This is a genomic window from Shewanella gelidii, assembly GCF_014647855.1.
GTDB classification, from domain to species: domain Bacteria; phylum Pseudomonadota; class Gammaproteobacteria; order Enterobacterales; family Shewanellaceae; genus Shewanella; species Shewanella gelidii.
Window position 1 is genome coordinate 363,727 of sequence record NZ_BMPZ01000003.1, and the last position, 15,175, is coordinate 378,901.

At 45.5% G+C, this 15,175-nt stretch carries 11 protein-coding genes; 4 read left to right on the forward strand and 7 right to left on the reverse strand.

Annotated elements, in window-relative coordinates:
* Positions 1-56: 56 nt before the first annotated feature.
* Positions 57-1,424 carry an MFS transporter gene (locus tag IEY18_RS08620; protein ID WP_188919799.1) on the reverse strand — a complete coding sequence of 456 codons (1,368 nt, stop codon included), beginning with the start codon at positions 1,422-1,424 and terminating at the stop codon, positions 57-59.
* A 249-nt stretch (positions 1,425-1,673) separates the two neighbouring features.
* Here IEY18_RS08620 and uvrA point away from each other — a divergent pair, with 249 nt between their 5' ends.
* The 4 genes from uvrA (at position 1,674) to IEY18_RS08640 (ending at position 7,934) form a co-directional block, all read left to right on the forward strand.
* Positions 1,674-4,502 carry an excinuclease ABC subunit UvrA gene (gene uvrA, locus IEY18_RS08625; protein ID WP_188919800.1) on the forward strand — a complete coding sequence of 943 codons (2,829 nt, stop codon included), beginning with the start codon at positions 1,674-1,676 and terminating at the stop codon, positions 4,500-4,502.
* A 131-nt stretch (positions 4,503-4,633) separates the two neighbouring features.
* Positions 4,634-4,864, forward strand: coding sequence for a hypothetical protein (locus IEY18_RS08630; RefSeq protein ID WP_194468928.1), 231 nt, complete (start codon positions 4,634-4,636; stop codon positions 4,862-4,864).
* A gap of 106 nt (positions 4,865-4,970) precedes the next feature.
* Complete coding sequence (locus IEY18_RS08635; protein WP_229779790.1) at positions 4,971-5,912, forward strand: M28 family peptidase; 942 nt, start codon at positions 4,971-4,973, stop codon at positions 5,910-5,912.
* 234 nt (positions 5,913-6,146) lie between these two features.
* Complete coding sequence (locus IEY18_RS08640) at positions 6,147-7,934, forward strand: DEAD/DEAH box helicase (protein WP_188919804.1); 1,788 nt, start codon at positions 6,147-6,149, stop codon at positions 7,932-7,934.
* Positions 7,935-8,022: 88 nt separating this feature from the next.
* On the opposite strand, the gene IEY18_RS08645 is transcribed toward IEY18_RS08640, so the two are convergent.
* From IEY18_RS08645 to IEY18_RS08670, 6 genes are all read right to left on the reverse strand, one after another.
* Positions 8,023-8,889 (reverse strand): RluA family pseudouridine synthase, encoded by an 867-nt coding sequence (locus IEY18_RS08645; RefSeq protein WP_188919805.1) that lies wholly within the window; start codon positions 8,887-8,889, stop codon positions 8,023-8,025.
* 161 nt (positions 8,890-9,050) lie between these two features.
* The gene (locus IEY18_RS08650; RefSeq protein ID WP_188919807.1) at positions 9,051-9,725 is read right to left on the reverse strand and encodes an LOG family protein; all 675 of its coding nucleotides are present in this window, start codon (positions 9,723-9,725) and stop codon (positions 9,051-9,053) included.
* 100 nt (positions 9,726-9,825) lie between these two features.
* The gene (locus IEY18_RS17510; RefSeq protein WP_188919809.1) at positions 9,826-10,059 is read right to left on the reverse strand and encodes a cysteine-rich CWC family protein; all 234 of its coding nucleotides are present in this window, start codon (positions 10,057-10,059) and stop codon (positions 9,826-9,828) included.
* Between the two features lie 8 nt (positions 10,060-10,067).
* Positions 10,068-11,387: a sensor domain-containing diguanylate cyclase gene (locus IEY18_RS08660; RefSeq protein ID WP_188919811.1), complete on the reverse strand. Its 1,320-nt coding sequence runs from the start codon at positions 11,385-11,387 to the stop codon at positions 10,068-10,070.
* Positions 11,388-11,660: 273 nt separating this feature from the next.
* Positions 11,661-12,554 (reverse strand): methylenetetrahydrofolate reductase, encoded by an 894-nt coding sequence (metF, locus tag IEY18_RS08665; protein ID WP_188919813.1) that lies wholly within the window; start codon positions 12,552-12,554, stop codon positions 11,661-11,663.
* 225 nt (positions 12,555-12,779) lie between these two features.
* Positions 12,780-15,173, reverse strand: coding sequence for a bifunctional aspartate kinase/homoserine dehydrogenase II (locus IEY18_RS08670; RefSeq protein WP_188919815.1), 2,394 nt, complete (start codon positions 15,171-15,173; stop codon positions 12,780-12,782).
* Positions 15,174-15,175 lie beyond the last annotated feature (2 nt).

The window sequence follows — 15,175 nt, forward strand, 5'->3', positions numbered from 1 at the left end:
AAAATGATAAATTCAAATGTGACGTTTTATCGACATGCGACAAACGTATTTTTAAGTCAATTGACAGAGCCTAACACAGCTCTGGCCTGACTCAAATCGAAATGCTCATCGACTTTCAAATATGCGACGCTCTCTTCAAGTACCACAATGGCCTCAACCACTCCTTCTAGCTCTGAAAGCTGGCTTGCCACTTGCTTAGCATTCTCTTTATCGGATAGCTCTGCATCTAGGGTGTAGCTTTTAAGCAACACAGGGTTTTCCATCCCAAAAGTTAAGCCAAACCACGCCAACATCAGTAGAAATGCAACCGCAAACACTCCTGTAGCACCCACAAGTTGATATGCGCCGCCACCGAGCAAACCACCACAAAAAGCACCTAAAAACTGACTCGTTGAGTACACCCCCATGGCGGAGCCTTTGTCACCTATTGGACAAAATTTCGCAATCAAGCTTGGAAGGGATGCTTCAAGATAGTTAAATCCAGTAAAAAACAACACAACGGCAATACAAAGTACCGTTAGGCTTTGGGCAAACAGTGCCATTGCAGCCAACGCTACCATCATAATAATCAACGCGATTTGAAAGGTGGCTTTGGTGTTTTTCTTTTTCACGCCAACAATAATCAGCGGCACCATCAAAATGAAAGCCGCTATAAAGGCAGGGAAGTATAAAACCCAGTGCTTTTCTTTCACCAGCCCTGCATCAACCAGATCTAAAGGCAATGCAACAAACACCGCAGTCAGAACGAGATGTAAAATAAATATACCCGCATCCAAACGGAATAACTGAGGGTCCATCAGCATTCGCTTTAGCTTGGCTGGTATCGCCACGGTATCGCCTTTGGGGGCATGACCGATAGGATTGGGCACCAAAGCTTTCACGATAAACATCCCAAAAACTGCTAGACCTGCAGTAATAAAAAACAATCCAGATAAGCCAAAGTTTTGCGCTGCAATTGGGCCAACCAGTAGCGACAGTGCAAATGAGAAGCCAATACACATTCCAATAATGGCCATAACTTTGGTTCGCTGTTCGTCACGGGTCAAGTCAGCGGCTAAAGCCAATACAGCCGCCGCAATGGCCCCCATACCTTGCAAAGCACGACCCGCGACGACACCATAAATACTGTCGGCATAACCAGCGACTAAGCTACCCAAAGCGAAAATAAATAGCCCAATCATAATGATTGGTTTACGGCCATATTTGTCAGATAAAATCCCCATCGGGATTTGTAGTAAAGCTTGAGTCAATCCATAGGCACCAATAGCAATTCCCACCCACAGAGGTGAGAAACCTTCAAGATGCTGCCCGTATAGTGCAAAGACGGGCATAATCATAAACAAACCCATCATGCGCAGTCCAAACACACTTGCTAAGGAATAAGCGACTTTTTGTTCTGTCTTGGAAAGACCGTTACTGGCCATTCTTTTGCCCTACCTGAGAAATTTAAGAGGCGAATATTACCATACTGAATGAGTGAAACCCATACACAGATCACAAAAGACCTATATCATATACATGTTTAGTCATTGCTAAAATTGCTGCTTTATCCAGCAACCGACCTCTGTTCCTAACATAGCACTGAACAAAATCAAGATTTTCCTTAGGGAGCGCTTGCTTTTTATGCGATACTGATCGGCCTTTTTTTGTAGAACGTGAAGCTAGAGTGATAGATGGATAAGATTGAAGTTCGCGGTGCTCGCACCCACAATCTAAAAAATATCAACCTGACCATTCCCAGAGATAAACTCATCGTTGTAACAGGCCTTTCTGGCTCAGGTAAATCTTCGTTAGCTTTTGATACGCTATATGCGGAAGGCCAACGTCGTTACGTTGAGTCGCTTTCTGCCTATGCGCGCCAGTTTCTGAGCCTGATGGAAAAACCCGATGTCGACCACATTGAGGGGTTAAGCCCGGCCATTTCTATTGAGCAAAAGTCAACATCACATAACCCACGTTCTACAGTCGGTACGATTACCGAAATTTATGATTACCTCCGCTTGTTGTTTGCTCGCGTTGGTGAACCTCGTTGCCCGACCCATCAACAACCTTTAGCCGCACAAACTGTCAGCCAAATGGTCGACCGAGTGTTAGAACTGCCTGAAGGCAGTAAACAAATGTTGTTGGCGCCGGTCGTCAAAGGGCGAAAGGGTGAACATGTGAAGCTACTCGATAGCTTATCTGCCCAAGGTTATATTCGCGCCCGAATAGACGGTGAGGTCTGCGATCTCTCCGATCCGCCAGAGCTTGACCTTCATGTGAAACATACCATTGAAGTGGTTGTCGACCGCTTTAAAGTCAGAGCGGATCTTAAGCAACGCTTAGCCGAGTCTTTCGAAACCGCATTAGAGTTGTCTGGCGGCATAGCAGCTATCGCGAGTATGGAAGATAAAGATGCAGGGCAGATCATTTTTTCTGCGAATTTTGCCTGCCCGCACTGCGGCTATTCCATGGCAGAGCTTGAGCCAAGAATATTTTCATTTAATAATCCTGCCGGCGCCTGCCAAACCTGTGACGGGCTTGGTGTACAACAGTTTTTTGATCCTGAACGTGTCATCGTTAACAATGAATTGTCACTGGCAGGCGGCGCAATTCGAGGCTGGGACAGGCGCAACTTTTACTACTTCCAAATGCTCACGTCCCTATCTGAACACTACAAATTTGATGTCGAAACACCGTTTGGCGAGCTCACCAAAGAAGTCGTAAAAAAGGTTCTATATGGCTCAGGTAAACAAAACATTGCCTTTAAATATGTCAATGACCGTGGTGACGTCGTCGTACGCAACCATCCATTTGAAGGTATTTTAAATAATATGGATCGCCGCTACCGTGAAACTGAGTCAAACTCAGTTCGTGAAGAGTTGGCTAAATTCATTAATACCCAGCCCTGCCAAAGTTGTGGTGGCTCACGCCTGCGTGAAGAAGCGCGCAATGTTTTCATCCAAGACCTAAATTTGCCTCAACTCACCACTTGGTCTATTGGCGAAGCCATGGATTACTTTGTGAAATTGGAATTTGAAGGCCAAAAAGCTCAAATCGCCGAGAAAATTCTCAAAGAGGTTCGCGACCGTTTGGGCTTCTTAGTTAACGTCGGCCTCAACTACTTAAGCTTGTCACGCTCTGCAGAAACACTCTCTGGCGGTGAAGCCCAACGCATCCGTTTAGCCAGCCAAATTGGTGCCGGCTTGGTCGGTGTTATGTATGTATTGGATGAGCCATCGATTGGCTTACACCAGCGGGACAATGAGCGATTACTGAATACTTTGATTCATCTGCGCGATCTCGGCAATACCGTTATCGTCGTTGAGCACGATGAGGATGCCATGCGCATGGCGGACCACATCATCGATATTGGCCCTGGCGCCGGTGTGCATGGTGGCCAGGTCATTGTCGATGGCACTTTAGACGATATTAAACAGTGTGATGAGTCTGTAACCGGCCAGTATATTTCAGGCAAAAAATCGATTCATATTGCGGGAGAACGCGCGGTATTTGATCCCAAGAAAGTGATTGAGCTTTTTGGTGCATCGGGAAACAATTTGCAAAATGTTGATTTAACTGTGCCTGTTGGACTGTTTACCTGTGTCACTGGCGTTTCAGGCTCAGGCAAGTCAACCTTAATCAATGATACCTTTTACAAAATCGCACATCGTGAATTGAACGGCGCCACCGTTGATGAACCATCACCCTATCGTGCTATCAAGGGCATGGACCATTGCGACAAAGTTGTCGACATAGACCAGAGCCCCATCGGTAGAACTCCACGCTCGAACCCAGCGACTTATACCGGCATATTCACACCAATCCGCGAACTATTTTCTGGCACCCAAGAAGCACGAACCCGGGGTTACTTACCTGGTCGCTTCTCGTTCAATGTCAAAGGCGGACGCTGTGAAGCTTGCCAAGGTGACGGTTTAATTAAAGTTGAAATGCACTTTTTACCTGATGTGTACGTGCCATGCGACAGCTGTAAAGCACAACGCTACAACCGAGAAACTCTCGAAGTACGCTATAAAGGGAAGAATATTCACGAAGTACTGCAAATGACCGTTGAAGATGCCCGTAGCTTCTTTGATGCAGTGCCGGCAATCGCTCGCAAGTTGCAAACCCTCATGGATGTCGGCTTGTCTTATATCCGATTAGGGCAAAGCGCAACAACCCTTTCAGGCGGGGAGGCTCAGCGCGTGAAACTTGCCAAAGAGCTATCTAAACGCGATACCGGTAAAACACTTTATATCTTAGATGAGCCAACAACTGGCTTGCACTTTGCGGATATTCAACTCCTGCTCGATGTTTTGCATCGTCTGAAATCACATGGCAACACAGTTGTGGTCATTGAACATAACCTAGATGTGATTAAAACTGCAGACTGGATTATCGATTTAGGGCCAGAAGGTGGCTCAGGGGGCGGTAAAATCCAAGTGACAGGTAGCCCAGAACAAATCATCCACGATCCAGTATCCCACACAGCGCGCTTCTTAAAGCCCTTACTTGAGAAATAAATGACTATCCACGGAAGACAACGTCGCGATTTAAACAAAATCGCGGCAACAGGAAAGTGCGGGCTTTAACGATGCAAACCAAAAACAATATATTGCTTATATTCAGCCTTTTATTGTGCATGTCCTTGCTCATGGTTGCAGCTATTGATCCAGCCTGGGGTGAGCAACAATGCCACCATGCTCGGGTTTTAGAACACAAATCCACAACGGAAGCACTTGCACTGATTGATGGCCATGTCGTTCGCCTAGATATTCAGGGCGCGACATCAGGCGAAATACTCATAGTAAAATCGAATACTCGACTGATTTCAAAAGAGCTATCCTATCAGCCAATTTCAAGTCCAAGTGAATGCCGCCTCTAGCCATAGGTCTGAAAGCTGTTATGTTTAACCTTATCATTCGTTTTTGTCAGGCTAAACTTTGGTTCGCTGCGCTTATTATCGTCAATTTCACCTACGGGCCATATTCTTGGGCCTCGTTTGTTTATGTTTGCTTTCGGCATGCAGCTCAACCTCTCCCAATTGTCGTGACCAATTAAGTCTAGAGTGGGCGCAGCCCACTTCAATAGCAAAAGATATTGAAGTACTCACCTCAGCTGCATTTGCAGGGAGAAAAAGTGGGACTCAAGGCTCAATTCTCAGCCAAAACTACCTCGTCGACCGCTTTCAACAAGCGGGTCTGCTCCCTTGGCAAGGACAATATCGCCACGCTTTTGAATTTGAATATCAATTCCGAAGTCGCAATGGTACGAATATCATAGGATACATTCCTGCCCAAGAAGCCAACGCACCTTGGCGCCTTGTGATCGCACATTATGATCACCTCGGCCAAAAGGGTTCACGCTATTATCCCGGTGCCGACGATAACGCTTCTGGCGTCGCCGCAATGTTGCAACTAGCACAACGCTTTCACCATCAATCCCAGCAATCCCGGTCAAAGGTAAACTTACTTTTTGTGGCCATCGATGCGGAAGAGCTCGGACTTTTTGGTAGCAAAGCTTTAGTCAAGCAGCTCAGTATCCCTATCAAGAACCAGATCCAGTTAGTGCTTAATCTCGATATGATTGGCAATCCTGGCAGACGTTATCGCCTGTATGTTGAAGGTGCGCGAAACTTTAGCCAATTTGATTTGATAAAAACTCAGATCAGCAACGGCAACGGTTTATGCATTCGTAATGGACAACCCAATCCAGTCGGTACCAGTGCAATTCGTACCAATTGGCTTCAAGCTTCTGATCATTACGCTTTCCATTTGGCGGGGATTCCATGGCTTTATTTTGGGGTTCCTGCACACAATCATTACCACCAAACGAGTGATACTTTAGCGACCTTAGATATATACTTCCTCGCAGGAGTGACCGAGGCTAGCTTCAAAGTTTTGTCTTTACCTGATCATTTGCTGTTGAATTAACACACACTTTTTTATGAGTTGGCCTGCTTTTTGCTGTATTTTGGCGTTAAAAAACCGTTTTCGAGGCTAATTTTCGGTGACAAGCGTAGCCAAGGCTCTGATTGGCTGCTATAATGGTCGGCTAGTTAAATTTATGTTTACACATTTTTTCGGTGCGGGAAATCGACACGGGGTTGATTTTCTGTCTGTGAAACTTTAAGCGCTAAGTTAAGCGCGTCCACAAGGCTACAACCCATGTCATCCAGTGAAAAAACTTTCCGCGAACTCGGTCTTGCCGAGCCTTTGTTGCGTTCTCTTGACGAGCTTGGTTATGAAAAACCAACGCCAATCCAGTCAGCGAGTATCGAGCCTCTTATGCAAGGCGGCGACATTCTAGGCCAAGCACAAACCGGTACCGGTAAAACCGGTGCGTTTGCACTGCCATTGCTAAACAGCATTGATCCAAGCAAAAATGTACCTCAAATCCTAGTGCTAGCGCCAACCCGCGAACTTGCAGTTCAGGTTGCTGAAGCATTCAACAGCTATGCTAAATTTATGCGTGGTTTGCATGTACTGCCAATCTATGGCGGCCAAAGCATGCACCAGCAACTTAACGCATTGCGCCGTGGCCCACAAATCATTGTCGGTACACCTGGCCGCGTCATGGACCATATGCGTCGTGGCACTCTGAAGTTGAGCACATTGAAATCTATGGTGCTGGATGAAGCTGATGAAATGTTGAAAATGGGCTTTATTGACGATATTGAGTGGATCTTAGATCACACGCCAAAAGAGCGTCAACTCGCACTATTCTCAGCAACAATGCCAGAACAGATCCGCCGAGTCGCGAACAAGCACTTGAATGATCCTAAGCACATTTCGATTGCAGCTAGCCACACCACGGTTGAGTCTATCGAACAGCGCTTTGTACAAGTTTCACAGCACAACAAACTGGAAGCATTGGTTCGCGTTCTTGAAGTTGAGAACACTGAAGGCATTATTATCTTCGTTCGTACACGAAACTCTTGTGTTGAGTTAGCAGAAAAACTCGAAGCACGTGGTTATGCCTCTTCACCTTTGCATGGCGATATGAACCAGCAATCACGTGAACGAGCGGTTGAGCAGCTAAAAGCTGGCAAGCTAGACATTCTTATTGCTACCGATGTTGCAGCACGTGGACTTGACGTTGAGCGTATTGGTCACGTTGTAAACTACGATATCCCATACGATAGTGAAGCTTATGTTCACCGTATTGGCCGTACAGGCCGTGCAGGCCGTACCGGTATGGCTATTCTGTTTGTAACCCACCGAGAAATGCGTATGCTGCGCACCATCGAGCGTGCAACAAACAGCCGCATTGCACCAATGAGCATTCCAAGCCCAGAGTCTGTTTCTGAACGCCGACTATCTCGCCTCGGTGAACAAGTTGAAGCCATTATTAATGGTGATTTGGACTTCATGAAGAACGCTGTTGCACAGCTTTGCCAACAACTTGAAGTTGATAGTGACCTGTTAGCCGCTGCGCTATTACATCAGGTTCAGCAAGAGCGTCCATTACAGCTTCCAACGATGCATGAGCGTCAACGTGACAACCGCGATAATCGAAATCAAGAACGTGGTGAGCGTCGCCGCCGGGGTACGCCTACAAGTATCGGTAAAGCCGATGCATTGAAAGACAACCCTGATCTTAAAATGCGCCGTTACGTCATCGAAGTCGGTCGTGACAATGGTGTCGGTGTTGGCAACATTGTTGGTGCTATCGCTAACGAAGCAAATATCGAAAGCCGCTTTATTGGACAAATTCAATTATTTGATCAAATCACTTCTGTTGACCTGCCTGCTGGCATGCCAAAAGATGTACTAGCCCACCTGAAGAAAGTTCGCGTTTGTGGCAAGCCACTTAATATTCGTGAAGCCGGTGAGAATGACCAAGCGAATCTGGACAGCCGTCCTGCACGTCGCCCACGTCGCAATAACTCTGGTGATCGTCGCCCGCAAGGCGATCGCAAACCACACCGCAAAGGTAACCGTGAAAACGGATAAAGTTCAAATAACCCAATGTGGCTAGTTTGATTTTAAAAAAGGAGCATTTGCTCCTTTTTTTGTGTCTGACTGTCAGCGTTCAACGTATTTATTTTAAAGATGCCGCCTGAGCATTAATGTGCAAGCAAGGTCGCAATGGTTGAGGAAGTTCAAACTCTTTTGGCTGATTAGAAAAAGGGCATACAAAACTCAAATGGCAGCTGGTGAGCTGCAAATTAGGGCCATTATCATCGCCATGACCATGTAAACGATCGCCGACAACCGGGTAACCTAAGCTCGCCATATGAATCCGGATTTGATGTTTACGACCGGTTTCAATCTTTACACGTACATGGGTACGTTCTAGCTCTGGATCGTAAGCAAGTCGCTCCGCAATTGAGCGCGCCGGCTTTTCGTCAACAGGGGTCTCTATCGTGATAGGTCCTTGCGGAAATTGCCCTTCAACAATCACCTCATAATGTTTACTCAACGCTCTCGTTGCGAATAATGACGATAGGGCAGCTGCGGCCTTTTTCGAGTGAGCCAAGACGATTAACCCTGTTGCGGCTCGATCTAACCGATGTGTTATAAACGCTGGACGTTGCGGTTGTATATGTTGTTCGACATAACGATTAATCGTGGTGTGATCGCCCCATTTAGACCCTTGGGATAACATCCCATATGGTTTTGCCCAAACACTATAACTTCCTTGGTCTTCAATAAGCTGTGCGTCTAAAGGTACATTAGCTAAGACAGCAGGATTGTAGTAGAGATGCAGCTCGTCCCCTTTTCGCATCGTTTGTTTTACCCGCCGTAAACGCCGCGTTTGTTTGCCTCGCGTTAACCACATGGCCCCCTTTTGCATAGTTTGCTTTAACTGCTGCTTTGACAAGCCTGTTTTACACGCCATCAAGCCAAGGGCATCTTCACCATCTTGGGTTAAGATGATATGCGCTTCAATGATGTCATTCGCCATGAATTTATTGCCACTCTAACGGAGAAATAAGGTGTGGACTGCTTCGCAACCAAACGTAGACACAATCGTGTGTGCAAAAAAAGGCAACCCAATGAAGGTTGCCAGATTACCTGATTTCAGAGCAAATTGCTGCAATCAATCCGCCCGATGCACAGTCGAGATTAAAAGCGGTTTGCTTTTGATTCCTCGATAACTTTTTCCTTAAACTCGCGATGTTTCTTCATAATCTCAATGACTTCCTCAATATCATCCGTCACTTTCAACAAATCTAGATCTGAGGCAGAAATTAGCCCTAGCTCAAGTGGCTGACTTTTAACCCACTCGATCAAGCCCCCCCAAAAGCGGCTACCAAACAGCACAATCGGCATCGGATAAATCTTCTCAGTCTGCACCAAGGTCAACGACTCAAAGAACTCATCGAAGGTACCGAACCCGCCGGGCATACAAACATAGCCCATTGAATGCTTTACAAACATCACCTTACGAGCAAAAAAGTAACGATAATTTAATGAGATACTTTGATATTCATTTGGCTTTTGCTCCATCGGCAATTCTATATTTAAGCCAACGGATGCACCTTTATGCTGACTGGCACCTTTATTACCTGCTTCCATAATTCCTGGGCCGCCGCCGGTAATCACAGAAAAACCTTCTTCAGCTAAACGCCGAGATAAGGTTACCGTTTGTTGATAATATTCTGAATCAGGCTTAATACGAGCGGAACCAAAAATGGAGACGGCAAAGCCAAGCCCTGAGAGTGTATCAATGCCCTCGGTAAACTCAGCCAGAATACGAAATAGCCGCCAAGATTCATCACCTTTAAAGTCTTCGATCATATTCAAATTCCAATTTATTGTTATATAAGAATTTTAGACTATAAAAATCCAGATCACTGAATATAACTTGCCCAGCCTTGATGATCGAACAAAAATTAGACTAAATCGATTTTGGCGACAATCGAGCCAACTTTGCGAGGTGCTCAATACAGCTTTGACATATGCAAGCGGACTCATTCGCAATATCAGGCGCTTGTGATTTGGGAGGAATATCTGCATCGATGCACCAACAGGAGAATGTATCGCCATCTGCGAAACGCTGGCACTGGTTGAACTGCCCACACATGGGGCAGCTTTCTGCAATATGACTAGATGTATTAGGTTCAGGGCTCATCGCAATGTTTATGACTCTTTGAATATTTCAACTCGATTTCGGCCATTAGCCTTTGCACGATACATTGCCAAGTCTGCATTTTGAAAGAGGCGTTTTTGACTATCACCATGGAGTGGATAGCCTGCCACACCAATGCTCACGGTCAAATTAATTAATTCACCATTCTCTAGCTGCACGTTTTCAATTTCAATATTATGGCGTAACTTGCTCGCGACAATATATGCACTTTCGGCATTAATTTTGGGTAAGAGCGCTAAAAATTCTTCTCCTCCCCAACGGAATAATACGTCTTCGGTTCGCAAATATTTTTGCGCATTGCTTACAAACGCTTGCAAGACCTTGTCACCCACCTCATGACCATACTCATCGTTCACTTCCTTAAAGTGATCGATATCGATTAATAAAATAGCAAAATCATCACCAGTAATCCGTGAAGTCATCACTTGTTGCTCTAGGGTTTCCCGGCAAATCCGCCGATTGAAGACACCGGTCAGTTCATCACGTGCGGCTTGGCTTTCTAAACGCTCTTGCAATTTAATTTGCTCGGTAACATTTTGCACCATTCCCACCGCAATTAAAGGATTGCCTTGCTCATCTTCTTCGCTTAACTTGCCGCGGTCATGAACCCAGATATAGTGATTTGCTCTATTTTTCAAACGATAAATCGCTTCATATCGATCGAGTTTGCCAGCAAGGTGTTCATTCAAGTTAGTCATGACCCGCTCCGCATCATCAGGGTGAATGGCGTTCACCCAAAAATCTACACTCACAGGCTCTTCTTCAGGCCCATAGCCAAGCATCTGTTTTAGTTTGGGACTAATAAAGAGACTATTGGACTGAATATTCCACTCCCAAATACCATCGGTCGCCTCATTGAGTGCATACCATAAGCTATGTTTATGGCCTTCGAGTTGCTCGTCTAGAATGACGCGGCGGGAAATATCACGTGCCACGGATAAAAACAAATGCTGCTCGCCACGGTACAAGTTGCTGGTACGAACTTCGACTGGAAACACTGTGCCATCTTTGCGCTTATGGCGTCCAACAAATAAAAAAGGCTCTTCCGATTGCTTAATCACTTGCGCAATTTCTTGCCATTGGGGCTGATTCATCACATCGGCTTGCAATGTCGTTACCGAGTGATGCAAAACCTCATGTTTTTCCATCCCTAATGACTCGTATCCATTGCGGTTTACATACAGAATATTTGAGGTTTCAGGGTCAATCAGAAATATTGCGTCGGGCAAGTCCTGCAATAAACAAGTATCGATTACATCATGGGGCGTATTATCTGAAGATACTTCTATTTGTTGTGGCAAATCGCTCATTAATTTTACACCTCAAACACTGAGAATTTTTGTTCAATTTATTGTGTTGACTCCCTGTCACCGCAAACGATGTGTTTAGATTCCTTTGCACAATTTATTCTTGGCGTGGATACGCCGCCAAAAGAATACAAATCAGTGGCTTAAAAATTGGCTCTATATTGAGTTTAGTCCAAATTAGCCGAGAATGGCGTGAGGGCCACTCACGGTTGATAGAATTGTTTTCATAGACAAAAAAAGCACCGATTTCGGTGCTTTTTTGTCTCACGCTTGCCATTATTTTGCTGTAGGTCTCACCCCTAAAGTATGGCAAATCGCATAGGTAAGTTCCGCACGGTTTAACGTGTAAAAATGGAAGTCTTTGACACCTTCTCGTGAAAGCACTTTCACCATATCAATCGCGACATTAGCACCAACGAGTTGTCGAGTTGACGGGTCGTCATCAAGCCCTTCAAATTGGCTATGCAACCAGTTAGGAATAGAAACATTCGTCATGCCAGCAAAGCGTTTTAACTGCTTGAAGTTAGTTACCGGTAAAATACCCGGAACAATCTCAACGTCGATGCCAGCAGCAACACAGCGATCTCTAAAACGCAAATAAGATTCGACATCAAAGAAGAACTGGGTAATGGCACGATTCGCACCCGCATCAATTTTACGTTTTAAGTTCACTAAATCTGCCTGTGCATTGCTCGCATCAGGGTGCACTTCAGGATAAGCCGCAACCGAAATATCAAAATCAGCAACCGATTTCAGTAATCGAACTAAATCTTCCGCAAATCGCGTCGGTTTGGGGCTGCCTTCAGGTAAGTCTCCACGGAGCGCAACAATATCCTTAATTCCAGAATTCCAGTAATGTTTAGCCAGATCAATCAACTCATCGTCACTGGCATCAACAAGGGTCAAATGCGGTGCAGCAACAAGGTCTGTTTGCTGCTGAATACGCTCAATCACGCCATGGGTACGATCACGCACACCAGAGTTTGCGCCGTAGGTTACAGATACAAATTTAGGGTTGAGAGGCTCAAGGCGCTGAATTGAATTCCATAGGATTTTTTCCATCTCTGGCGATGCAGGCGGAAAGAATTCAAATGACACATTTATATCACCATTGAGCTCAGCTAAGCTTTGATTTAGTGAGTTTGAGTGTTGCGCATGATGAAAAGCCATTATTTATTCCTCGACTGCTTATTTCAGAGACTAGACATTTAGACGTCTATACATCCATATATTAGAGCAGCACCATTTCAAGTCAAGCCTATTTAGTCAGATCTACACTATTTTTATTCATGCTATCGATAATTTTAGTCTGTTCTTCACAGAACTCATGCAACAAAAAAGGGATGCTTTGCATCCCTTTTACCAATAACTCCATTTTCACAACAATAAGAATGCTTACTCTTGAATTAAATCTCGACAAATCTGAGCGAGATCCGATTGTACCGCTGCCGCAGTCACCTCACGTCCAGCACCAGGACCACGAATGATCAGCGGATTACCTTGATAAAAGGCGCTGCGGATTACAAACACATTATCTCCAGGGGTCAGATTGGCATAGGGATGACTAGCATCCACCCATTCAAGTCCGACTTTCGCATCTAACTTGCCTTGGTGATGATCTAGACTGGCCACATAGCGAAGTACCTTATCTTGCTCTTGGGCTGCAACAAATTGTTGTTGCATCAACCCATCTAATTCCGAGATTTGAGCAATAAAATCGTCTAACGATAATTGAGCAAGTTCATCAGGAACCAATGAATTTAAAGTGATGTCATCAAGCTCGATATCTAAGCCGATTTCTCGGGCGAGGATCAATAGCTTACGTTGCATATCACGCCCGGACAGATCATCACGAGGATCGGGCTCGGTTATCCCTAATGCTTTCGCTTCCAGAACCAATTCTGAAAATGGTTTACTGCCATCAAAATGTTCAAACAACCAACAAAGCGTTCCAGAAAAAATCCCGCCAACAGCTTCAACTCGATCACCACTATTATGTAAATCATTGAGCGCATGTTGCACCGGCAGACCAGCACCACAGCTCGCATTGTATCGCCAGAATAAACGACGATTCCCAAGCTGCTGTTTCAATTGTTTATAAAAAACCAATGGGCCACTGCCAGCCAGTTTATTAGCACTGACAATATGAATGCCACGCTCAAAGAATGCGGGATACTGCAAACTTAAACTCCCACTAGCACTTATATCGAGTGCGACATATTCATCACAACCAAGATGCTGCAGCTCTTCAAATAAATCGACGTACTCCCAAGGTTTAGCATTGGCTTCAAATTCATCTTGCCAAGTCCCGAGATTCACTTGTTGCGAGCTTAACCATGCACGTTGAGAGCTAATCAAGCCAACCAGTTCAACACTGGCTTCGAGTTCCTGATTAAGTGCCGCTTGAGAACGTTTAAATAATTGGATCCATGCTTCGCCAATGTTGCCCAAACCTAACAACAATAACCCTATACGCTTTCTCGGACCGGCACAGCGACGATGCACTTTTTGGGTCAGTAAATTCACTTGGGTTTTCGGTACTAATGTCACCAAACTCAAGGCATCACTATAGAGAGCTTTTGCATCCCGGCTCAGCAGTCGAGCAAAACTGCGGTGATATAGCTTTGCATCCGAACTCACCAGCGCCACTAGCCCCATATCCGTCACAATTTCCAGCAGACTCACATCAAACAAGGCTTGATTGTCCCTTAAGAACTGCTCGACCTGAGGTTGTAACTCAGGCGTAAATGCCAACTCAACTCGCTGACTTGCTTGCGACCAAAACGCGAGCGGGCTAATTGCAGCAAGGTTCAGCGCAGATAGAAAACCCTCGAGGTCTCCTGCTAGTTTTACCCGAAATAGTGATACCGTATCCAAATTCGTCACAACGGGTGCACTTGCACTGTCACTCGTTGGCGTTATCAAGGTGAAGTCGGTATGCGAAGCATAACTAGAGCGAACGGCAAGGCTCACTTGGGTATCAAATAGTGGTTGCAGCGTTCGACTATGAAGTACCGGAGAGCCTAAGTTTGCCAAGCGGTCCGCTTCAGATAGTGAAAGGCTACTCAGTAGTTTGGCATCATTCGTCTTATTGGGGTCGGCATTGAACACCCCCTCAACATCCGTCCATATCGTGACGCGGCTAATATCGGCAAGACTGGCGATTAAGGTGGCACTGTAATCTGAACCATTGCGACCAAGTAGTAATGTATCACCTTGCTCATTAGCACAAATAAAACCGGTAATCACAATACGCTGATCTGGAAGCGCAACAATTTTATCAGACAGCTTTCGCTTTGATTCTTCAACACGAATCTGTGGCACTACACCTTCATCAGCCACTAAGACACTTGCCGCATCTAAATGAGTCGCTGCGACACCAGACTCTGATAGCAATGCCGCCATTAAACGCGCAGACCACCGTTCACCAAAGCTCACCACTTGATTGCGCTGATAGACATTCATTTCAGTGAGAGAGAGTAGACTGGTGAGCTGTGCTTTATCGGTCGATAACCGCTCTCTTAATTCGCGGGCGTCTTGATTCGACAATAGTTGTTCAATCAAGTTTTGTTGGAAGCTAATCAAGTCTTGCAGTGACTCTAACCACAAGTCACCAGATGCCTTGAACGCAAGTAACTTGTATAAATGGTTCGTTGTCTTCCCTGCGGCAGACACAACAATCAAGTCATCACTATGACCGTGGGTTAATAGAATGTGGGCAACACGGCGATAACAGTCGGCATCTGCCAAGCTTGAACCACCAAATTTATGTAAATGACTAGATGCCATTG